The following is a 21,830-nucleotide window of genomic DNA, read 5'->3' on the forward strand; positions in this document are numbered from 1 at the left end:
GAGTCTATGAAAGTGCTGTACGGAACCGACGATGGTCGGGAAGTGGAACATGCAGAAGATCTGGAAGCTGATATCCTCTGGGAAGAGGGGGAAGAAAATGCCTGGGATACGGATGAAGAGGAGGGCGATACGTACAAGAGCCGTTCCCAGAAGAAGAGGGAAGTGAAAGCCCTGGAAGCCATGGGAGTCGCTCTGGCCGCTCTGGGAGAAACGGCCTGGGGGAAACTGCGTCTTTCTCCGGAACTGCGCAAAGCACTTATGGACTCTGAGAAAATCCGCAGCCATGGTGCCCGCTGCCGCCATGAAAAACGTATCGGTACCCTGATGCGTCAGCAGGAAGAGGCCGATCTCAAAGCCATTGCCCGCTTCCTTGAAGACAGGGAGGGGAGGGACAGACGGCAGAAGGGACGGATGCAGTATCTTGAATCCCTGAGGGATCGCCTTGCCGCCGGTGACGTCAGCCTCCGGGAAACCCTGGCTGCCACACCCGGTATCGATACCGCTCATTTTCTTTTTCTTGTGGATCAGGCGGTGAAGGAAAAGACCCTGGGCAGCCCCAAAGGAGGCAGACGCAACCTGTTCCGGTATCTTCAGGAACATCTGCCCGAGGAATAGGCTGCTCATTGGCTGATCATCAGGACTGGCAGAACGGCAGAATCTGTGTTGTTTTAAGATCTGCGGAGGCTTCCCCGGAGCCGCTTCAGATCCGTTTTCAGCAGGAGATATCATGAAAAAAACCGTCTTTTTTTTATGGATTCTGGCACTGACTGTATCTGTTCTGCCACGGATGGTTTGTGCCGGAGAGCGGACTTCCTGTCCTGAAGCGTCTCTTTTCAGCTATGGCCTGACCCGGTACCAGGAAAAACAGTTTGATTTTGCGGCTTCGGGTTTCGATCGTTTTCTTTTTTTCTGCCCTGAAGATGACCGCAGGGATACGGCCCGCATGTATCTTGCCCTCTGTCTTAAGGAACAGGGAGACCGGGACGGAGCGGAGAGCCTTTTACGGGAAGTCAGCCGCAGCGGTGAAGAAACGCTGGCTGCTGCGGCAGGGCTTGTTCTGGCTTCCCTGTATGCTGAAGCCAGAGAGGCGGGACAGGCAGCCCTCTGGGCGGAAAATGTGCTGCGCAGTACGGAGGATGCGAATTTACAGGCTCTGGCCCTCTGGATGTCCGGAGGTCAGTACCTGCTTGCCGGAGATCTTGAGGGAACGGCGCTGCGCTGGAAAGGTCTGCCGGAAGAGGAAAGGGCCCGGGCAGAGGCTTTGTGGCTGGCCTGGCAGAAAAGGCCGGAAGAGGGCAGAAAAAGTCCCTTTCTGGCAGGGATTCTGGGACTCTTTCCCGGAGGCGGTTATTTCTACACGGGCCGGAAGCAGTCCGGAGTCCTGGCTCTGACCCTGACCCTGGGTACAGGTCTTGCCGCCTGGGAAGCCTTTGACAAGGAAATGCCGGTTCTTGGTACGGTGTTTGCTCTCCTTACCCTGGGGTTTTACGGGGGCAGCATGAAAGGCGGGATGGAAGAAGCCCGCCTTACCAACCGCTATCTGGATGACAGGTACGAGGCAGATCTGATGCAGAAATTCAGAAAAGATGCCGTCCTGCCCCTTGAGGGAAGCGGTATCCACCTTTCCCTGCCTTTTTAAACAGGCCTGACAGCCATCGGAATTTATGGTTTCAAGGAATTTTCTCATGCAGGATAAAAGGCTTTTTTATCTTATTCATCGTGTACATACCCGCTTTCTTCACGCGTTGGATCAGTATCTTTCGGAAAAACTGGGAATCACCAGTGTGCAGCTCATGGCCCTGTTTTATATCCGGGAGCATGACGGCTGTCTGCTCAAGGATCTGGGAGAGGGGATTCAGCTGAAAAGTTCCGGTATCACGGGGCTGGTGCAGCGGATGGAAAAAAATGGCCTCATTGAAAAAAAAACCTGTTTTCAGGATGCCAGGGGGTTTCGTATCCATCTCAGCCCGGAAGGATTGCGGATCACCTCCGAGGCCCTGCCCATGGTGGCTGCCCTGAATGCCGTGATCCATGAAGGCTTTTCCCCGGAAGAGATGGATACGGTTTTCCGTTTTCTGAATAGTCTTCTTGAACGGATTTCAACGGAGTGCCCCTTTGCTTCCGGAAACCGTTCCCTGTAATTTTTTTTCATCCTGTGCGGGGGAGGACAGAAAGCTGTAAAAATACCGTTTTCTGAATTGAAGTTTCGCCATCCCCCCTTTGTTCTGTTTACCTGAACACCTTTTGTAAAATGACCTGGAGGAAGAAGATGCTACTGGAAACGCTGAAAATCCATCCCCGTTTTTGCGGCCCCTCCCAGTCTGGGAACGGGGGCTATGTCTGCGGTCGTATTGCACATCATATTGAAGGGACAGCCTCCGTTTCCCTGCGTGTTCCGCCGCCTCTGGATACGGAACTCCGCATTGAAAAGACGGGAGACGTCGTCCGGCTGCTGTCCGGAGAGATGCTGATCGGTGAAGGGGTTTCCTCAGAACTGGAGATGACAGTACCGGATTGCCTCTCCTTTGAAGAGGCTGTGGCGGCATCGAAAAATTATGCGGGCTTCCGTCACCACAGTTTTCCCCGCTGCTTTGTCTGCGGGACCCTGCGTGAAGAAGGGGATGGACTGAGGATCTTTGCGGGTGGCGTAAAGGAGCGTGGCGTGGTGGCCTCGCCCTGGGTGGTGGACGCTTCCCTCGTGCAGGAGGACGGTGTGCCTGAGGCCTTCATCTGGGCGGCCCTGGATTGTCCGGGGGCCTTTGCCGTGGCTTCCGTACAAAAGGGAAATACCCTGGTTCTGGGGCAGTTAACGGCACGTATTGAGGGAAAAGTACGGGCTGGAGAGCGCTGTATTGCCATGGGCTGGCCCCTTGGGGTGGCAGGAAGAAAACGGATGGCGGGATCGGCGGTTTTTTCCGAATCCGGCAAAGTGCTGGGCCTTGCCCGTGCCGTATGGGTGGAGATTCCGGAAACCCTCTTTCCACCGGAAAATCCAGAATAACGTTGCGCTATGCCGGTGCGTTGCCGTTTTTTTCAAATTTCCTGAAAAGGGAGAACCATCTGTCCCTTTTTCCTTTCGCTGTCGTTTCCTGGAAAATGGGAGATGCTGATCCCCAGCAGGCGTACTTCTTTTTTTCCCGCATCCGTGCGGGCCAGAAGGGCCGGAATTTCCCGGAGCATGTCTTCTGCCCGCCAGATGGGCAGGGGCAGGCTGCTGGCCCGAGTGACACATTTGAAGTCCTGATATTTCACCTTGAGGGTCAGGGTGTGGCCTGCACATTTTTTTCGTACCAGGGAGGCTTCCACGTCTGTGGCCAGCTCTTCCAGGATGGCAAGCATTGCAGGCAGATCCCGGATATCCTTTTCCAGGGTGATTTCCCGGCCAACGGATTTTCTTTCCCTGTGGGGAGAAACGGGTCTCTCATCCTTTCCCATGGCAAAATCATGGAAATCCCCTCCCGCCTTTCCAAAGAGGGCGATGAGATTTTCCCTTCCCCTTTTCCGCAGATCCCCTCCCGTACGGATACCGTATTGCAGCATCTTTTTTTCCGTTACCATTCCGATACCGTAAAATTTGCGGACAGGAAGTTTTTCAAGGAAGGCCGGTGCCTCTTCCGGTCGGATCACGGTGAGTCCCCCGGGTTTGCGGATGTCCGATGCCACTTTGGCAAGAAATTTGTTGTAGGAAACTCCGGCAGAGGCCGTGAGTCCCGTTGCCACATGGATGGCTTCCAGAAGCCTGCGGGCCGTAAGGGTTGCGGATCCCAGGCCCTGCATATCCTCACTCACATCGAGAAAGGCCTCATCCAGGGACAGGGGTTCAATGCAGGAGGAAAATTCCTGGCATATGCTGAAAATCTGTCGGGATACGGCGGCATAGGTTTCCATTCTGGGCCGGATGAAAATGGCCTGGGGACATTTTCGCGCAGCCACAGAGGCAGCCATGGCCGAGTGGATACCGAATTTTCTGGCTTCATAACTGCATGTGGCGACAACCCCCCGGCCCTTCGGGTTTCCCCCCACAATTACGGGTCTGCCCCTCAGTTCAGGATGATCCCGCTGTTCAATCGAAGCATAAAAGGCGTCCATGTCGATATGCAGGATTTTTCGTAAGGCGGGGGAGTCCCTTTTTTCCGTACAGGGGGGGAGCAGATTGGGAGATGGGGGGGACATATCCATGGTCTTCCCTGAGTGGCGGTATGGCCTGGGCAGGCGTATGGGGCTGGGGGGTTTTCTTCAGGCCCTGTCTCCCGAGGGGCTGTAGCTCTCATGGAGAAGCCGGGAAAGACGGGGATTTTCCGATTCAAGTTCCCGGATGCGCTCGGTTTCAAGAAGGGTGTCCGCATCCGGATGGGGATAGGAGATGCCATGCTTTCGGGCAAGATCTTCCAGTGCCGCGTACAGGGCATAGCAGGCAATGCTTTCAAAAAGTACGTCTTCCGGCAGGGTTTCCATCTGAAAATGGGCGGGGTAGTCGTAACGGGACTGGAGGATTTCCGTGACAGCGGCCAGAAACAGGGAACCCTCCATGTCTTCAAAGAGATCAAGGGGGCCTTGGCTTGTATCCACCGGAAGATTTCGGGCCACATGGCGCAAAAAGCGGGTAGAAGCCCGGCAGATGGGTTCCAGCCAGGTATCGGAAAGATTGTGGGGCAGCACGGCGTCGGCTCCCAGGACGATGACGGTATCCATGAAATCACTGAGCATGAACATTCCTCATGAACCATAAAAGGGGGTACGGGGGCGGTGCGAAGAGAAAAAAGGGGGCAATCCTTTTTTCTCTTCGAAATTTATTGAGAAATCCCAGAAAGTGCCCGTTCTATGAGGGCAATGGCAGCGGGGTCTTCCATGGGGGAGGGGATTCTTCCCTCTTCCTTTTCCGCAGTCTCTTTCCGGATTTCCAGGTGTTCTGGTGCTGATGCATACATGGAATCTTTTCCTCCTTTGGTGTAGGGTTTTTCCGGGTTTTCCCTCTTTGGTCAGGGATGGCTGTCCTTACCCCTTTTCAGGCTATCCATCAAGGCGTGAAAATCTGCGGAACGGAGGGACGCCTTTTTTCCGGAACCCCCTTCCTGTTTTTGGCAGCTTTACCCAACTTTACTTGACCTCTTTCAGGCATTGAAGGAAAGCTGCTGCCGATGTGTGGCAATTCTTCCCCAAGGCCCTAAGGAGCACGGATGCAAAACCCCCTCACCACCCACGATGACATTGTCGCCTGCCTGCACCATGCGGGGCGGCATCTTGGCGCAGAGTTTATCCATCCAGCCTGTCTCGATACCATGCAGATGCGGTTTACGGGCTATCTTCCCGGCAGTTTTCTTTCCGCCGTTCTTGTTCTTCCGGCATCCTTTGCCAATCCCATGGGCTATGTGCAGGGCGGCTTTCTCATGGCAGCCTTTGACAATGTGTTTGGCCCTTTTTCCATTCTGGAGTCCGGTCGTTCTGCCCTGACCCTGGAATTCAACGCTTCTTTTCTGCGTCCCCTGAGTCCTGGAGAATCCATTGAAATTCAGACAAATCTCGTGGAAAGGGGGAGGCGTTTTCTCGTCATGGAAGGACTTGCCAGAACAGGAGAAGGCCGTTCTGCGGCAAGGGCCTATGCCCGCATGTTTTTTGTTCAGGAGGAAAGCTGATGCCCCGATACCTGTCAGAAAAAAAAAGGGGATACGGGGTGCCAGGGTTTCGTTTTCTTGCCGGTCTGGGACTGGGGATGCTGCTCTGGGGTTGTGCTTCTTCCCGCCCGTCTCTCCCCGAAGCCCTACCGCCTGAGCTGCCGGATGGCTATGCTGCGGCAATTTTTCCGGAAGACGGGGAAGCCACTTCCCCTGGGGCCTGGTGGGAAAGTTTTGGCAGCAGGAAACTGAATCTGCTGGTACGTGAGGCTTTGCTCCGAAACTTTGATATCCGGGAGGCTGTGGCCCGCGTGGAGGCGGCGCGTGCGGGGGTGGAGGCAGGCAGATCCGCTTTCTGGCCGGAGCTTTCCCTTTCCGGAGAGCTGGGGCAGCAGCGGACAGGGGATGGGGAAACCGGGAACACCCGGACAGCGGACCGGTACAGCACCTTTCTTGGAGCCAGTTATGAAATAGATGCCTGGGGCCGAATCGCTGCCGCTTCCGCTGCGGATGGGGAGCGGTTCCGGGCAACGGCGGAAGATCTGGAAAGTGTGTCCATGGGGGTTGCGGCAACGGTGGTGGAAATCTGGCTCACACACCGCCAGACGCTGGCCCTCAAGGCTCTGGTAGAACGCCAGATCCGTGAAGAAGAAACCCTCCTGAACATTGAGAAAGCCCGCTTTGTCCAGGGCATGGCCTCAGCCCTCGATGTGCTGCGTCAGCAGGAGGTACTGCTGGCCATGGTCTCCCGTCTGCCGGAGCTGGAGGCGGATCTTGATATGCAGACCCATCGTCTGGCCCTTCTCACGGGAACCAGTCCGGCCCTGTTTTCCCTTTCCGAGGAAAGCCGTCCGGAAGAGCCTGCTCTCCTGCCTGCCCTTCCCAATCCGGGACTTCCTCTGGGACTTCTTGAAAACAGACCGGATATCCGTGCTGCAAAAGCCCGCCTGCTGGCTTCAGGATGGGACAGGAATGCGGCGGAAGCCCTGCGTCTGCCCCGCCTCACCCTTTCGGCCAGAGGGGGGCTGAGTGCAGCCTCCTGGAGGCTTATCGGTCAGGGCTGGCTGCTGGATGCTGCGGCAGGTGTGGCCCTGCCTGTTTTTGATGCGGGAAAAAGAAAGGCCGATGTGCGGCGTATGGAAGCCCAGATGCAGGAGAAGCTTGCTGCCTATGAACGCAGTATTCTGACGGCTGTGAAGGAAGTGGAAGATGCCCTGATACTGGAGGCCCGTCAGCAGAGCCTTCTTGAGGAAACGGCCCTGCGCCTGCATGCGGCCCGTCTGACCCTGGAGGAAGCCCTGCGCCGGTACGGACTGGGCGGGGATAATTTTGACGCTGTGCTGACGGCCCGCAGCCGTATCCGGGAGCTGGAGGAAAGGCGTCTGACCCAGGAGACCGGTCATGCCCAGGCCCGTATCAGTCTGCACAGAGCTTTGGGAGGACACTGGCTGCCTGCGGGGGAAAATTTGAAAGGATCCATGGATGAAGCCTCGTAAAATGGAGTTGATATGACAGCACATTCCCTTGTTCCAGCCCAGAGAGCAGCGGTATCCCGTATGGCCCTGTGGCTGCGTATTCTGATTCCTCTGCTGCTGCTGGTTTTCGGTGGGGCCTTCGGCCTTTATTTTATGAAAACCCGGCCTGTAGCCCAGAAGCGTCCCGCAACAGCGGTGCTTCCCCTGGTGCGTGTGCTTTCCATGGAGCGATCCGTTTTTGTGGAACGTTTCCGTGTGATGGGTACGGTGATACCGGAAAGGACGGTGGAGATCCGCAGTCCTGTTGCCGGAACCCTGGTCTCCATGGGCCCGCATTTTTATCCTGGCGGGCAGTTTGAGCAGGGGGAGCTTCTGGTGGTGGTCGATCCTGAGGACTATCGTATCGCACTGGAGCGTGCGGAGGCTGCGCTTGCCAAGGCGAGAGCGGATCTGGATCTCGAAAAGGGCCGGGCGGCCATGGCCCGGTCTGAGGTAAAAGCCCTGGAAACCCTCACGGGTGAAGGGCTGAGTCCAACGGATCTTACCCTTCGCAAGCCCCAGATGCGGCAGATGGAAGCGGCTGTGGCAGCGGCGGCTGCGGATCTGGAACTGGCAAAAGTCCAGCTGGCCCGTACCCGCATTGCAGCCCCCTTTGCTGCGGTGCTGACCCGGCGTCAGGGGATGGTCGGGGGGCGGGTTGCCGTGGGGGAGGTGCTGGCCACGCTGGCAGGCAGGGAGCGCTTCTGGATTGAAACCCGTGTTCCTTTGGATCATGTCCCTTTTCTGCGGGAAAAGGGGCATCCGGACGGGCCTTCCGCCGCCTGGATTCAGAACGGTTCCGCCCTGGAGGAAGCCTCTGTTTTCAAAATACTTCCCGATCTTTCGGAAAGTTCCCGCATGGTGAGGATTCTGGTGGAGGTGGAGGATCCTTTGGGGCTTTCCCAGGAAAAACCCCCCCTTTTTCTGGGGGATATGCTTTCCCTGGATCTGGAAGGGCGACGGCTTGAAACGGGCTTCCTGCTGCCCCACGGTGCTCTGCGGGAGGGGAACCGTATCTGGTTGCTGGATGAAGAGAACCGTTTGCAGATTCTTTCCGTGGATCCCATGGCAAGGGATGAGAGGGGGGTATACGTGAGGGCTGATGTCGCAGAGGGGGCTTTGCTTGTGGTATCGGATCTCAGTCTTGCCGTGGAACATATGGCTGTGGAGAGGGAATGGACGGACAGGGATTCCGGGGAGCCTTCCGGACAGAAAAGGAAGACGCCATGAAAAGCGAGGAAACACGGGGGGCCATGGCCTGGATGACCCGCAACCATGTGGCGGCCAACCTGCTCATGCTGCTTTGTATGGTCGGTGGACTGGTACTGTTCCGGGGAATCAAGCAGGAGGTCTTTCCGGATTTTGCCCTGGGGACGGTGACGGTTTCCGTGGCCTATCCCGGAGCCGGCCCGGAGGAGGTGGAGCAGGGGATTGTACTGGCTCTGGAGGAGGCGGTGCAGGGTCTGGAAGGGATGGATACCTTTACCAGTGTGGCTTCCGAAGGTGTGGGACAGGTACAGATTGAAACCGTGGAAGGCACGGACATCAGCCGTTTTTCCCAGGATGTGCAGCGGGAGGTTGACCGGATTACAACCTTCCCGGAAGGTGCGGAAAAACCCCGTATTGTTGTGGATGCCCGGATGCGGGAGGTTCTTTCCATTGCCGTTTCAGGTGCCCATGCGGAAGCGGTGCTGCTGGAAGCTGCGGAGCAGCTCAAGGACAGGCTTCTTCAGGAGCAGGGAATCACCCAGGTGAGCCTGGAAGGGGTTCGGGATCATGAGATCACGGTGGGCATTTCCGAAGACACCCTGCGACGTTATGGTCTGACCCTGGAGACGGTGGCAAAGCGGCTTGCGGAAATTTCCGTGGAAATGGGCGGCGGACGTCTGGACACGGCTGGCGGTGAAATTCTGCTGCGCATGAAGGAGCGGCGGTATACCGCAGCGGATTACCGGGAGGTGGCCATACTGACCCATGGGGACGGATCACGCTTGCGTCTGGGAGATCTTGCCCGTGTGGAAGAAAGCTTTGAGGATACGGACGTCCGGGCTTTTTTCAATGGCCACCCTGCGGTGATGGTGAATGTCTATCGTGTCGGAGAAGAAACCCCCATCGCCGTTGCAGAGGCGACGCGGGGCGTACTGGCGGACGCTTCGCTTTTTCTGCCCCATGGGATTGATGTGCATGTGGTACGGGATTTTTCCGAGGTGTTTCAGCAGCGGGCGGATCTTTTGCTGCGCAATGCGGGGCTTGGACTTCTCATTGTCTTTGTCTGCCTGGCCCTTTTTCTGGAAATCCGGCTGGCCTTCTGGGTGAGTCTCGGTATTCCCGTCAGTTTTCTGGGTTCCTTTCTTTTTCTGCCCATGACGGATTTTTCCATCAATATGATCACCCTTTTTGCCTTTATCATTACCCTGGGGATTGTGGTGGATGATGCCATTGTGGTGGGAGAAAACATCTATTCCCTGAGGCAGCGGGGGCTGCCCTTTCTGGAAGCCTCCATTGTCGGAGCCCGGGAAATGGCCGTTCCCGTAACCTTCAGCGTACTGACCAATATTGTGGCCTTTCTGCCCATGGCCTTTATTCCCGGTATGCTGGGTAAAATTTTTGGAACCATCCCTGTGGTGGTGGCTGCGGTTTTTGCTGTCTCCCTCATCGAAAGTCTTTTTGTGCTACCGGCACACCTCGGATACCAGAGGAGGGGCAAAGGGGTCTTGGGAATTTTTGCCGCTTTTCAGGAAGCTTTCAGTCAGGGACTGATCCGTTTTATCAATGGGTTTTATGGTCCTCTGCTTTCCCGCTGTCTTGTCCATCGTTATACCGTGCTGGCAGGGGGCTTTGCCATGCTGCTGCTTACCTTTGGGTATGTGAAAAGCGGGCGCATGGGAATGGAGCTGTTTCCCCGTATCGAATCGGATTATGCCTTCTGTGAGGCGGTGATTCCCTATGGTTCCGCCAGGGACAGGGCCACGGAGGTTCACGACCGTCTGATGGCCTCAGCCCGGAAGCTGGTCACCTTGCATGGCGGCGATGCCCTGGCTCTGGGAATTTTTTCCCATATCCAGGAGAACACCATCCAGGTGCGCATCTACCTGACGCCCCCTGCCATGCGGCCCGTGGGAACGTCGGAACTGGTACGGAAGTGGCGGGAGGATGTGGGGGGACTTGCCGGTCTGGAGACGCTCTCCTTTCAGTCGGATCGGGGAGGTCCGGGTTCGGGCAAGGCCCTGACCATAGAGCTTTCCCACAGGGATATTGCCACCTTAGAGGCCGCGGCACGGTATCTGGCTGATGAAATCCGGGATTTCCCCCTGGTCAGTGACGTGGATGACGGTTCGGCCCGGGGTAAACGGCAGATGGATTTCCGGATGCGGCCCGAAGGTGAGGCGCTGGGACTGAATGCCAGGGAAGTGGCCCGGCAGGTACGGGCCGCCTTTCAGGGGGTGGAAGCCCTGCGCTTTCAGCGGGGGAGGAGTGAGGTCACGGTGCGGGTGCGACTGCCAGCAGAGGAACGGGTTCGCCTGGAACATCTGGAAAGTCTGGTGCTTCGGACACCTTCGGGAGGAGAGGTGCTCTTGCGGGAGGTGGTGGTTCTGGAGGGAGGAAGGGCCTATACGGAAATCCGCAGGCGGTCGGGACGGCGGATTCTTCAGGTAACGGGGGATATCACCCCCCCATCCCGTGCGGGTGAAGTGGTACAGGGACTCCAGGCCGAGCTGCTTCCGGATCTTGTGCAGCGTTATCCGGGGCTGACGGCGGGCTTTGAGGGAAGACAGGCGGATATGCAGGAGAGCACCCAACGTCTCTTTCAGGGGCTGTTTCTCGCCATGATCAGTATCTACGCCCTTTTAGCCATCCCCTTCAAAAGTTATTTTCAGCCCATCATCATTATGTGCTGTATCCCCTTTGGTCTTGTGGGCGCTGTTCTGGGGCATCTTGTCATGGGATATTCCCTTTCCATGATGAGTCTTTTTGGTATCGTGGCCCTCTGTGGCGTGGTGGTCAATGCCGCGCTGGTCATGATCGACCTGGCCAACCGCAGGCGATCTGAGGGAGTGGAATCCCTGCCCGCCATCTGGGAAGCGGGAGTTTCCCGGTTCCGTCCTATTCTGCTGACCACGCTCACCACCTTCGGGGGGCTGGCGCCCATGATTTTTGAAACCTCCCGTCAGGCCCGTTTTCTCATCCCCATGGCCATCAGCCTCGGCTTTGGTATTCTGTTCGCCTCCATCATCACCCTGATTTTTGTCCCGGCTTTTTATATGATTCTGGAGGATGTGGGGGCCTTGTTCCGGGGAAAAAGGGGATAGATTCAGGGGTCTTCCGTCACCACCTGATCCCGTCCGTTTTTTTTGGCCTTGTAAAGCAGCGAGTCCACCCGGCAGAGAAGGTATTCCGCCGTGTCTTCGGGGTGCATTTCGCAGACCCCGATACTGGCCGAAAGCTTCCAGGATACCGGATGCGGCAGTTTCAGGTTTTCCTTGAACCCCAGGCGGAGAGATTCTGCAAGAATACTCGCCCCATTCAGATCCGTGTCCGGGAGAACCACCAGAAATTCCTCCCCACCGATGCGGGCGGCAAGATCCGAAGCCCGCAGCCGTTTTTCAATGTTTTTGGCTGCCAGCTGGAGGATGGCATCGCCCCTGGGATGTCCAAAGGTATCGTTAACGGCCTTGAAATGATCCAGATCCATCATCAGAAGACTTAAAGGCTGGCCCGTGCGTCTGGATCGGGCCATGGCCCGATCCAGAGCCAAAAGTGCCTGCCTGCGGTTGGCAAGTCCGGTGAGGGCGTCGGTGCCTGCCAGTGTAAACAGGGCATGTTTTTCCTGTTCCTGACGCTTGACGGCCCTGGCCAGGGCATGGGTCAGGAAGGCAAAAAAGAGCAGGATGAAAAGACCGATACCAAGGGAAATCCGTTCGTGCCGCCACCATTCCCGTAAAATTTCATCTTCGGACAAGGAAACCCAGGCAAAGAGGGGATAGGGGGTTATGGGCTGAAAAGCCAGTACCCTGGGGATACCGTCCAGTCCTTTGCTTCTCATGGCGTTTGTTTCATAGCTGTTGGTATGATCCGGCCGGATATGGGCATATTTGCCCACAAATTTTTCATGATCCGGGATACGGATGAGGATCTGTCCCTGCCCCATGATCAGTCCTGCGGTGCCGCCTTCGGGAAGAAGGATGGAGGTATAGCGCTGGCGCAGGTGTTCGAGATCAATGAGTGCGGCAAGGATGTACTGGAGATGTCCTGTCTCACTGTAAAAGGCCTGGGAGATGGCAAAAAACCAGCCCTGATCCGGAACACGGGACTGGAGGGGAGGGCTGATGACAAGACCCTCAATCCGGCTGGCCTGGTGCGTACGGACGTAGGGTCTGTCCCGGACATCCGGTGGCGGGCCATCTCCCCCCCAGTGAGAAATTTCACCTTCCGGATCAATGACAAGAAAATTCATGATGTGGGGATTGTTCTGACACAGAGTCTGAATTTCTGCGGAGAGATTCCCGCACCTCTGGCTTTCCGCATCCTTTTCACAGGAAGACAGGGTGAAGGCGATGCTCTGGAAAAGAATTTTGATGCCGCCCAGATGCTGGGTGGAGCTTAAGGCCAGCATACGGCTCAGTTCCAGGGCTTTTTTTTCTGCGGACTGAAATTTTTCTCCATAGCGGAGAAAGGCATTTCCCATCATCAGCAGAACGATGAGAAACATGATGGAAAGCCCAAGACCATAGGCCAGGACTGTCGGATTCTTACTTTTTTCAAAGAGGGACATGGAAAACTCCCGTAATGCATTTTTTTAAAAAATTGCAGCCCATAGGCGGTACAGGATAAAATTTTCCTATGGTTATCACGGTCGGTGCTTTTCGGAAATGGGCAAGGCCGAATTTTTTCCTGACAGTTTTGTTTTGTATGCTTGCCAATGCGGGGACAGTGGATTTTTTTGCGTGTTTTAAGATCTTTGGATAGGTAAAAAGGCCGATGCAGAAGAAGCCGGGACTTGTTTCCAGAACGGAAACTGCTATAAAGAAACGGTGTTTATGACAGGATTCAGGGGTGTCGGAACGGCGTCCCATGGATACAACCGGGGCTGATTTTTTGAAGAAGGGTACAGGAGATGACGATTTTCCGAAAAAAAATGCAACCTTGTTCCGGAATGATGGGGGCAGCACTGGGGCTTTTTTTCTGCCTTTTTTTTCCAGGAATCCTTGCTGCGGAAGAACGTCCTTCCGTACTGCACATCGCGACCCCTTCCTGGGAAGGACAGACCCAGGCTGACGGGACGGGATTTTTCTTTGACATCATCCGAGGCATTTATGAACCCAGGGGAATTCAGGTGACCTGGGAATTTGCCAATTGGGAAAGATCCATGGATCTTGTCAAAAGGGGGTATGCGGATGCCATGCCCAGTGTCTGGAGAGAAGATGCCGATGCAGCAGGACTGAAGGTGCCAGATCTCCCCCTTTATCTTGAGTATACGGCGGCTGTATTCAAGCGAAAGACCTTTCCCGGGTGGCAGGGAATCCGTTCCCTTCAGAACCGTTCCGTTGTCTGGTTTAAAGGCTACAACTACCATTTAAGAAAGCCCCTTGCGGATATTTCCATGCGCTGGATGGAACTTCCCTCGGAAAGTAAGCCCTGGCGTATGCTGGAGGCCGACCGGGTGGATGTACTGATTGACGCCACCGTGGATGTGGATACCCATGTGGAAGAGCAGCTCGTGGATATGGCTGTGTACCGTGTGGTGAACCTCTGGGGCCAGAAGGCCTATCTGGCCTTTTCCAATACGCCCTCTTCCCTGAAACTGATGGCCCTCTTTGATGAGGGCATGGCGGCCCTTTTAGCTTCTGGAGAGCTGGAAAAACTCCACGAAAAATGGCATGTCCGGGGATTTGATGCTTCCGCATGGAAGGCGGCGGGGGAAGAGATTCTTCCTGTTCCCTGAAGTCTTCGGAGTGAGGTTGGGGCCGTATGAGAATTTTCATACGGCTTTTGTTGTTTCAAGCGCCCATGCCTTCCATCAGTGCACGGACATTTTTTCCCAGTACCCTGTGATTGTATCCGCCTTCCAGCAGGGCAAAAAGTCCGGCCTTGCAGCGTTCTGCGGCTTCCTTTGCCCATTTTCCCATCATGAAATAATCATCCGTTGTCAGCAGTTTTCCCCAGTCCTCCCTGTGGTGGTCGAATCCCGCCGAAATACCGATAATATCCGTTTCCAGGCTTTCCAGACGTTCGGCAACGTCGGCCATGTAGTCGTGACGTTTGCCGGACATGGGATTGTGGAGGCTCACCCAGGGCAGGGGGCCGAGAATGTTGGTGGTACCATCGCCAAAATGCAGATCAAAGTCCAGCACATGGGCCTTTTCAATACGGCCCTCGGCTTTCATGGCCAGAATGGCGATGGCCATGTTGGAAAAATAGCAGAAGCCCCAGAAACTGTCCCGGGAGGCATGGTGTCCCGGCGGACGTATCAGCCCGAAAACCGGTTCCCGGAAGCTCATGCGGGCGGCCTGTATGGCAGCACCTGCGGCAAGGGCTGCGATGTCAAAGACCCCTTCGGAACGGACTTCCGCCAGATGTCCTTCGGTATGGGCAAGGAGGAGATCCGCTTCTGTGGCAGGTTCCGGTGAGATGAACACAGCGATATCCCGGATTTCTTCCACAATGGCCTGCATACGGCCAGGTTCCGCAGCCGGATCCCGGGAATAAACCTCATAAAAAGCGGGGTCAAACACAACTTTCATGAAAACCTCCATTGCGCTCCATAGAGGGGGATACCGGGAACTGAAGGGGCTGCAGAACATCCCCAGAGGATGGACTGGCGGTCAGTTTGTTTCCGGATATCCAAAGAGGGCCGCCACAGCGTGTTCCCGGAAATCAAATACGGCTTCAAGTTTTTTGCGAATGAACGGATGGAAAGGGCGGCTCAGGGGATCCAGGGGCAGGGCGTAGTGTACACAGTCTTCCATCAAAAGCCCCTTGTCGCAGGGGGTGAAGCGGTGCAGATGATGCCAGAAGGCATAAGGCCCGAAGCGCTGTTCATCCACAAAAAACCGGCCTTCATCCACGTGGGTGATTTCCGTGATCCAGGTCATGGGGATGCCTGCAATGGCCTGGATGCGGTATGAAAGAATCTGGCCGGGGAACATGGGGCTTTTGTGGCCGGAACGGATGTCAAAATGCATCCATTCCGGTGTGATTTTTTCAAGATTGGCGGGATCGGCGAAAAAGGCCCAGATCTTTGCCAGGTCTCCGTAAAGGTGCTGCTGCCTTTCAAGCCGTTGCAGGTACATGGGACAGAAATCCTTTGCGGCGGATAAAGTCCAGAATGTGGGCGGCACAGATATCCGGTTGCTCCATGGGAACAAAATGCCCGGCCTTGTCCACCACCTGAAGTTCGCAGTCGGCCATAGTATGGACAAGGCGTTTGGCCGCATCCCCGAGGAAGGTATCGGATTTTTTTCCCCGGATGGCCAGTACCGGGCACTTCACCCTGCGGGCGTAGGCCCAGATGTCTGCGGGAACGGATTCAAAGATCTGGGCTTCCAGTTCAGGATCACATTTTAAGATGGCTGTTTCTTCATCCACCTCCAGAAGGCCGCATTCCAGGTAGGCATCCACAAAGGCGGGATCCCAGGTTTTAAAAATTCCCCGGCCTGAGGTGAAGCGGGAAAGGGCTTCCTGTTTTCCTTTGAAGACAAATTTTCTGCGGCGGGCGCCTTTGGCCAGAGGGAAGTGTCCGATGAGTCCTGTCATGCGGAGAAGCTGCATGAAGAGGAGATAGCGTCTCGGCAGAATGACGGGATCCATGAGAATGATGCAGGAGAAAAGTTCCGGATGTCTGGCTGCGGTGATCAGTGTGGTCACGGCTCCCAGGGAGTGACCGATGCCGATGACAGGAGGGGTGGTGGTACGAGAGAGCATGAACTGGAGGTCATCCGCAAAGATCTTCCAGTGACGAATGGGCATTTCAGCTGGCGATAGGGAGCTGCCATGCCCCCGGACATCACTGCCGATGATGTGGATTTCTTCGGTCATTTTACGGATGAGGGGGTCATAGGTGCCGGCACAGAAACCGTTGGCATGAAGCAGATGGGCCAGAGGGCCTTTGCCGCCCCAGTCGATATAGTGCAGGGGGCCTTTTTGGGGATGAAGGACATAGCCCTCCAGAGGGGCACTTTGTGACATGGGAAACTCCTTTACAGGGGCTGGAGACAGGTAGAGGTTTTATCGTTCCTGCACCATAAGGAGGGGCCGTCTTTTCGTCAAGGCTTTCATGCGTTCAGTTTTTTTTCTCCGATCCCCGCAGCCATGAGGGAATCATGGAAAAAAGGGCGATGGCCGCCCCTGTCCCCATGGCGGTACGGAAGGCCTGCATGAAGACCTCACCCTGTTCCAGCGTTAAGGCGGAGAGGGATGCACCGCCACTTTTGCGGTCAAAGACAAAGTGGAAGATGGCACCGGCAAGTGCCACCCCCAGTACCATACCGAGATTTCTGGCGGAAGCCAGTACAGCCCCTCCGGAGCCCCTGTGGCTGGCGGGTACGCCTCCCATCACCGTTGCAGAATTTGGGGACACGAAGATGGCGGTTCCGATGCCCACCAGGGAAAGACGCCAGGCAATATCCCAGAGGTTCTGGGTAATCGGAAGTCTTGAGAGGAAAAAGAGACCTGTGGCCATAATAAAAAGTCCCAGGGTACAGAGAAAGCGGGATCCCATACGATCCGAAAGGCTTCCGGAAAGGGGAGACAGGATGAGAAGAAAGGCAAAGGGAATCATGAGCATTTTTCCCGTAAGAATGCTGGAAAATCCCGCTGGCAGCATGAGATAAAAAGGCATGAGAAAGACCATGAAAAACAGGCTGCAAAAAAGCAGGAGACCGCAGAGGGCGGGCAGGGCAAAAAGCCGGTTTTGAAAAAGGGAGAGATCCAGCATGGGGTCGGCCTTCTTCTTTTCCGTAAGAAGAAAAAGCATGGCGAAAACCATGCTGAAGGCCAGGGTGCCAAGGAAGAGCAGGGATGTGAATCCCCAGTCATAGCCATGGGTCAGGGCCATGAGCAAGAACCCTATGCTGATGGCGGCAAAGACGGTTCCCTGCCAGTCAAAATTACGGAGACCTTTTTGTCGGGTGGATTCTTTAAGATAGCGCAGCACCAGAAGGGTGGCGGCCAGACCGATGGGAATGTTTACGTAAAAAATCAAGCGCCAGGAGGCCATGGAGAGGAGAAAGCCTCCGATGGCAGGGCCTGCCGTGAGACCGCAGGCCACAACAGCTCCGTTGATTCCCAGGATTCTGCCCCTTTGGGAGTCGGGAAAGGCGTCTACGAGAAGGGCGGGCGTACAGGCCATGATCATGGCCGATCCCAGGCCCTGCAAAAGGCGGGCGGCGATGAGCATGGCAATGTGGAGGGAAAGGGCACAGAACAGGGAAGAAAGGGTGAAGATCAAAAGACCCGCGGCATAGATGCGTTTCCTGCCGAGAATATCGCCCAGCCTGCCAAAGGTGAGAAGAAAGGAAGTGATGGTGAGAAGGTAGATCATCACCACCCATTCCGTGATGGCGAGGCTGCTGTCAAAGTCCCTGAGGATGGTGGGAAGGGCAATGTTAACAATGCTGCTGTCCAGGGTGGACATGAAAACACCGATGGCCACCAAAAAGAAAACCTGCCAGGGGCTGGCCTTGGCCGGAGCTGTGTGCATGGGGAAATCCTGGTCTGGGGTTAATCCGTAAAGCACAGACAAGGAGACGCCCTGCGTGCTCATGATAAAGATGGCATAGGCCGAAGCGGAAGTTTTTGTCAATGCCTGGGAGAGGATGTGTGGGGCGAGCTGCTGAGGGCGATCAGGCTTTTTTCAGAAAAACTGTTTATCCAGAAGCAGATGGGAAAAATAGCCCAGCACCAGGGCAAGGTAGTAGGGGAGGGCCACTTCCCAGGGCTGATGAAACAGAAAGACCGGCACTGCCAGAATGGGCAGGGGAATGAGAAGCATGGCCCACCAGGAATGGGTCCAGCCCCTGTGATGTCCCAGGGCAGGCAGCATGGCACAGAATCCCAGAATGGCGGCCCACTTGTATTCTTCCCTGTAAATGAGAAAAAGATCAAAGAGGGCAAGAAGGCTATAGACCAGGTTCTGTCCCTTGGAATCCGTGTCCACATCGGGTGTGAGGGAGCCGATCAGACAAAGACCCAGAAGAACGGCCATGGTTTCCGGAGAAGGTTTGAAAACACCCCAGAAAAAAAGACCCGCAAGGGTGAAAAAACCGAGGGAAATTCCGAAACCCAGGTGGGCTTTATAACCGGGCATGAAGCGCCTCCCCCAGCACTGTGGCCAGGGCCGAAAAATAGGTTTTTATGCCGTAATAGAGCAGGCTGTTGTGATCTGCGATGGGAATCACCACCATGGAAAAGGGCTTGCCTGCGGCGTTTTGTTTCAGTTTTTCCGCCTGGGCCAGGGGGATGACATGGTCATTTTCTCCATGGAGGATGAGGGTGGGTCCCTGGTAGCTGCGGATGCCAGTAAGATTACCGAAATCCGCATCTTTTGAGATGCCCAGCATCTCCGGATCTGCGCCGAGCAGCCGGATCAGGGGACGGGTATCGGCAAAGCCGGATTCGATGATGAGGGCACGGAACGCTTCCGGTCTCCGGGATGCAATGTAGAGGGCTGCCGCCGATCCCAGGGAGCGGCCCATGAGGGCCATGGGGCGGTCTGGGGCCTCGTCACGGAGGGTGTCAAAGATGTACAGGGCATCTTCTTGCAGGTTGGCAGCTGTGGGTTCTCCCTCGGATCTGCCATAGCCCCGGTAGTCCATGACAAGAAAATCCCAGCCTAGAGCGGTGAAGAGGGGAGCGATATCCCTGTAGTCCGAGGCGATTTCCCCATTGCCGTGGAAAAAAAGGAGCAGGGGCGCATCGGGTATGCCACAGGCATGGATTTCTCCGGAAAGACGGAGGCCTTCAGGCCCCTGGATATCTTTGTAGGCCGCAGGATGCAGGGGAGGTGTTTCTTCATCGGGTCTGGGGTGAAAGAGCACCCTTCGGATAAAGGGATGATTGAGGGCGGCCAGTACGGGATTTTCTGACATAGGACAGTCTCCGTCTTATTGCTGAAGCAGTTCCTGTTCCACAATGGGTGTCGGCCTCTGCACGGGGCCTGTTTCCACCGGTGATGTTCCGGATCGGATCGCGGCATCCAGAGAAATCTGAATCTGCTGGAAGCGTTGATGGATACGGTTTTCAAGGGCTGTCCGTTCATTGTCATTGCGGCGGAGAAGGGCCTCGAAATCCGTCCTGCCAATGGCATCCTTTGGCAGTTTTTCCAGATGTTTTTGCAGCGCCTGCTGTTCACTGCGAATTTGCAGAAGTGTTTTCTGATCATTCTGCTGGGCCTGAATCAGGGTCTGCATATCCCGTTGCAGGCGTTCCATCAGGCCTTTCTGGGTTTCCTGAGCTTGCCGGAGATGGAGGTTCTCTTTTTTCAGAACAGCAACTTCCTGGGTATTTTCCCGTTTCAGGTTTGCCAGTTCACTGGCGATTTTTTTACGCTCCTCCCCTTCGGTGGCAAGGGTGCGACGAAGCTGGTGCAGATTCTCCACAAGAGCTGTGATGGCCTTTGGGTCTGTGTTTTCCTGGCTTTCAATGGAAGTCAGGCGTTTATCCAGGGTTTCCAGACCTTTTCCCATATTCCGGATACCCTGGGCAAGATTTTCCAGGCTTTTTTCAAAGATATCCAGGCTGCTGCCCGTTTCTTTCCAGGTCTTATCCGCACTGTCCTGTATCCGTTTCATGGCGGCTTTCTGCTGATTGACCTGCAAGCTCAGCTCCTCATTCTGCACAGAAAGCTGAAAGATCTGCTGCTGAACAGGGTGATTGGGAGAGCTGGGGGAAAAAATCTCCTGATTCCTGCTTTCAAGGGTTTGAATTTGTTTCTGAAGCTGTCCATAGACCACAAAAAGGATGGCTGCCAGAAGACCTGCAAAGAAAAGCAGGATCAGGGTGAAACGAAAGGAGAGACCGTCTACCTGTTTTTGCAGGTTTTCGGTCTCAAAGGCGGTCTCGGAAAGATCTCGCCGGATCTGCATACCGGATGACTCCTTGCAATGGACTCGGAAAAATCGTCCGGTTTCGGAAAACCGGACGATTGGGGAGAGGCTTATTCCCACTCAATGGTTGCGGGAGGCTTGGAACTGATATCATAGGCCACACGGTTGATTCCCCGAACCTCATTGATGATACGGCTGGAAACCTTTGCCAGGAATTCATGGGGCAGGCGGGCCCAGTCTGCTGTCATGGCATCCTTGCTGTTTACGGCCCGGATGACGCAGGTGTACTCATAGGTGCGGTGGTCGCCCATCACACCAACGGTACGGATGGGCAGCAGCACGGCAAAACTCTGCCAGAGATCTTTGTACAGGCCTTCGGCCTTGACCTCTTCCAGCAGAATGGCGTCCGCCTCCCTGAGGATGGCGAGCCGATCTTCGGTAATCTCTCCTAAAATGCGGATGGCAAGACCCGGGCCGGGAAAGGGCTGGCGCCAGACCATAAAATCCGGAAGTCCGATTTCCGTTCCTAAGGCGCGAACCTCATCTTTAAAAAGATACTGCAAAGGTTCCACCAGCTTGAGGTTCATTTTTTCCGGCAGCCCGCCCACGTTGTGATGGCTTTTAATGACAGCCGAAGGGCCGCCAAAGGCGGATCGGGATTCAATGACATCGGGGTAAAGGGTACCCTGCCCCAGAAAGGCCACATTTTCCACCTTATGGGCTTCGGCGTCAAAAACCTCAATAAAGAGGTTGCCGATAATCTTGCGTTTTTTTTCAGGATCTGTGACCCCTTCCAGGGCGGAAAGAAACTGGTTTCTCGCATCCACAAAGCGGATATTCATGGAAAGGTTCTGGGTGAGTACCGTTTCCATGGTTGCCGCTTCATCTTTGCGGAGCAGGCCGTTGTCCACAAAAATGCAGGTGAGCTGATCGCCGATGGCCTTGTGAATGAGCAGGGCTGCTACGGAGGAATCCACACCGCCGGAAAGCCCTAAAACCACGTTTTTGCTTCCAACGGTTTTGCGAATGTCTTCAATGGTTTCCTTGGCAAAGGAAGCCATGGTCCAGGTGCGGGAGCAGCCGCAGATGGCAAGAAAATTATCGATGATTCTGCGACCTTCCTTTGTATGCTCCACTTCAGGATGGAACTGTACGCCATAAAGCTTTTTTTCCGGATGGCGACAGGCCGCCACAGCGGTATTGGCCGTACTGGCCGTGATCTGAAATTCTTTGGGCAAGGCATCGATGGAGTCACCATGGCTCATCCAGCAGGTGGTATCTTCCACACCGGTAAAGATACCGTCTCTCTGGTGAACGTTGAGGGAGGCAAAGCCGTATTCCCTTTTTTCAGATTTTTTAACCGAACCTTGAAAATGATCCACCATGAACTGCATACCGTAGCAGATGCCGAGAACGGGAATGCCGAGGTCAAAAATGGCCGGATTGACCCTGGGGCTGCCGGTATCATAGATGCTGGCCGGACCGCCGGAGAGGATGATGCCTTCGGGCTTGAAGGCCTGGATCGTTTCCAGGGAAATGGAGGGCGGTTCAATGACACAATAAACGGAATGCTCCCGTACCCTGCGGGCAATGAGCTGGTTGAACTGGGAGCCAAAATCAATGATGAGAATCATGGGTTTTCCTCAAGGTAGGAGATGTGG

At 55.4% G+C, this 21,830-nt stretch carries 21 protein-coding genes; 9 read left to right on the forward strand and 12 right to left on the reverse strand.

The genetic code is table 11. The annotated features are described in order from the left end of the window. Window positions 1-6 precede the first annotated feature (6 nt). The 4 genes from yjgA to BR04_RS03145 all read left to right on the forward strand — a co-directional run bounded on the left by yjgA (window position 7) and on the right by BR04_RS03145 (window position 3,001). Complete coding sequence (gene yjgA / locus BR04_RS03130; protein ID WP_496354530.1) at window positions 7-615, forward strand: ribosome biogenesis factor YjgA; 609 nt, start codon at window positions 7-9, stop codon at window positions 613-615. 112 nt (window positions 616-727) lie between these two features. Next, window positions 728-1,639 carry a tetratricopeptide repeat protein gene (locus tag BR04_RS03135; protein WP_496354531.1) on the forward strand — a complete coding sequence of 304 codons (912 nt, stop codon included), beginning with the start codon at window positions 728-730 and terminating at the stop codon, window positions 1,637-1,639. A gap of 46 nt (window positions 1,640-1,685) precedes the next feature. After that, window positions 1,686-2,141: a MarR family winged helix-turn-helix transcriptional regulator gene (locus BR04_RS03140; RefSeq protein WP_496354532.1), complete on the forward strand. Its 456-nt coding sequence runs from the start codon at window positions 1,686-1,688 to the stop codon at window positions 2,139-2,141. 128 nt (window positions 2,142-2,269) lie between these two features. Beyond that, window positions 2,270-3,001 (forward strand): hypothetical protein, encoded by a 732-nt coding sequence (locus BR04_RS03145; RefSeq protein ID WP_496354533.1) that lies wholly within the window; start codon window positions 2,270-2,272, stop codon window positions 2,999-3,001. Window positions 3,002-3,033: 32 nt separating this feature from the next. On the opposite strand, the gene dinB is transcribed toward BR04_RS03145, so the two are convergent. The 3 genes from dinB to BR04_RS03160 form a co-directional block, all read right to left on the reverse strand. Then, on the reverse strand, window positions 3,034-4,179 hold the full coding sequence (dinB, locus tag BR04_RS03150; protein WP_496354534.1) for a DNA polymerase IV: 1,146 nt from the start codon (window positions 4,177-4,179) through the stop codon (window positions 3,034-3,036). A 57-nt stretch (window positions 4,180-4,236) separates the two neighbouring features. Then, the gene (locus BR04_RS03155) at window positions 4,237-4,707 is read right to left on the reverse strand and encodes a hypothetical protein (protein WP_496354535.1); all 471 of its coding nucleotides are present in this window, start codon (window positions 4,705-4,707) and stop codon (window positions 4,237-4,239) included. Between the two features lie 83 nt (window positions 4,708-4,790). Then, window positions 4,791-4,928: a hypothetical protein gene (locus BR04_RS03160; RefSeq protein ID WP_496354536.1), complete on the reverse strand. Its 138-nt coding sequence runs from the start codon at window positions 4,926-4,928 to the stop codon at window positions 4,791-4,793. 249 nt (window positions 4,929-5,177) lie between these two features. On the opposite strand from BR04_RS03160, the gene BR04_RS03165 reads away from it, so the two are divergent. The 4 genes from BR04_RS03165 to BR04_RS03180 are packed head-to-tail and all read left to right on the forward strand — an operon-like array spanning window position 5,178 to window position 11,436. Continuing rightward, the gene (locus BR04_RS03165) at window positions 5,178-5,633 is read left to right on the forward strand and encodes a PaaI family thioesterase (protein WP_496354537.1); all 456 of its coding nucleotides are present in this window, start codon (window positions 5,178-5,180) and stop codon (window positions 5,631-5,633) included. Next, window positions 5,633-7,108 (forward strand): efflux transporter outer membrane subunit, encoded by a 1,476-nt coding sequence (locus BR04_RS03170; protein WP_496354538.1) that lies wholly within the window; start codon window positions 5,633-5,635, stop codon window positions 7,106-7,108. Before BR04_RS03165 ends, BR04_RS03170 begins: the two co-directional genes overlap by 1 nt. 12 nt (window positions 7,109-7,120) lie before the next feature. After that, the gene (locus BR04_RS03175) at window positions 7,121-8,356 is read left to right on the forward strand and encodes an efflux RND transporter periplasmic adaptor subunit (protein WP_496354539.1); all 1,236 of its coding nucleotides are present in this window, start codon (window positions 7,121-7,123) and stop codon (window positions 8,354-8,356) included. Next, window positions 8,353-11,436 (forward strand): efflux RND transporter permease subunit, encoded by a 3,084-nt coding sequence (locus BR04_RS03180; protein ID WP_496354540.1) that lies wholly within the window; start codon window positions 8,353-8,355, stop codon window positions 11,434-11,436. The genes BR04_RS03175 and BR04_RS03180 overlap by 4 nt, the downstream gene beginning before the upstream one ends. A 2-nt stretch (window positions 11,437-11,438) precedes the next feature. Here BR04_RS03180 and BR04_RS03185 read toward each other — a convergent pair whose 3' ends face one another. Then, window positions 11,439-12,899: a GGDEF domain-containing protein gene (locus BR04_RS03185; RefSeq protein WP_496354541.1), complete on the reverse strand. Its 1,461-nt coding sequence runs from the start codon at window positions 12,897-12,899 to the stop codon at window positions 11,439-11,441. Between the two features lie 363 nt (window positions 12,900-13,262). On the opposite strand from BR04_RS03185, the gene BR04_RS03190 reads away from it, so the two are divergent. Beyond that, window positions 13,263-14,069: a substrate-binding periplasmic protein gene (locus BR04_RS03190; protein WP_496354542.1), complete on the forward strand. Its 807-nt coding sequence runs from the start codon at window positions 13,263-13,265 to the stop codon at window positions 14,067-14,069. A gap of 55 nt (window positions 14,070-14,124) precedes the next feature. On the opposite strand, the gene BR04_RS03195 is transcribed toward BR04_RS03190, so the two are convergent. The 8 genes from BR04_RS03195 to guaA all read right to left on the reverse strand — a co-directional run bounded on the left by BR04_RS03195 (window position 14,125) and on the right by guaA (window position 21,803). After that, a complete protein-coding gene (locus tag BR04_RS03195; protein WP_496354543.1) occupies window positions 14,125-14,868 on the reverse strand; it encodes a histone deacetylase family protein in 744 nt (247 codons plus the stop codon). An 81-nt stretch (window positions 14,869-14,949) separates the two neighbouring features. After that, on the reverse strand, window positions 14,950-15,417 hold the full coding sequence (locus BR04_RS03200; RefSeq protein WP_496354544.1) for an SRPBCC family protein: 468 nt from the start codon (window positions 15,415-15,417) through the stop codon (window positions 14,950-14,952). Continuing rightward, window positions 15,398-16,312, reverse strand: a complete 915-nt coding sequence (locus BR04_RS03205; RefSeq protein WP_496354545.1) for an alpha/beta fold hydrolase — start codon at window positions 16,310-16,312, stop codon at window positions 15,398-15,400. The genes BR04_RS03200 and BR04_RS03205 overlap by 20 nt, the downstream gene beginning before the upstream one ends. Window positions 16,313-16,406: 94 nt before the next feature. Beyond that, a complete protein-coding gene (locus tag BR04_RS03210; RefSeq protein ID WP_496354546.1) occupies window positions 16,407-17,825 on the reverse strand; it encodes an MFS transporter in 1,419 nt (472 codons plus the stop codon). 153 nt (window positions 17,826-17,978) lie between these two features. Then, window positions 17,979-18,431, reverse strand: a complete 453-nt coding sequence (locus BR04_RS03215; RefSeq protein ID WP_496354547.1) for a metal-dependent hydrolase — start codon at window positions 18,429-18,431, stop codon at window positions 17,979-17,981. Further along, the gene (locus BR04_RS03220; RefSeq protein ID WP_496354548.1) at window positions 18,418-19,212 is read right to left on the reverse strand and encodes an alpha/beta hydrolase; all 795 of its coding nucleotides are present in this window, start codon (window positions 19,210-19,212) and stop codon (window positions 18,418-18,420) included. Before BR04_RS03220 ends, BR04_RS03215 begins: the two co-directional genes overlap by 14 nt. A 15-nt stretch (window positions 19,213-19,227) precedes the next feature. After that, complete coding sequence (locus BR04_RS03225; RefSeq protein WP_496354549.1) at window positions 19,228-20,208, reverse strand: hypothetical protein; 981 nt, start codon at window positions 20,206-20,208, stop codon at window positions 19,228-19,230. A gap of 71 nt (window positions 20,209-20,279) precedes the next feature. Next, window positions 20,280-21,803 carry a glutamine-hydrolyzing GMP synthase gene (guaA, locus tag BR04_RS03230; protein WP_496354550.1) on the reverse strand — a complete coding sequence of 508 codons (1,524 nt, stop codon included), beginning with the start codon at window positions 21,801-21,803 and terminating at the stop codon, window positions 20,280-20,282. Window positions 21,804-21,830 lie beyond the last annotated feature (27 nt).

Source organism: Desulfobotulus sapovorans DSM 2055 (assembly GCF_059569355.1).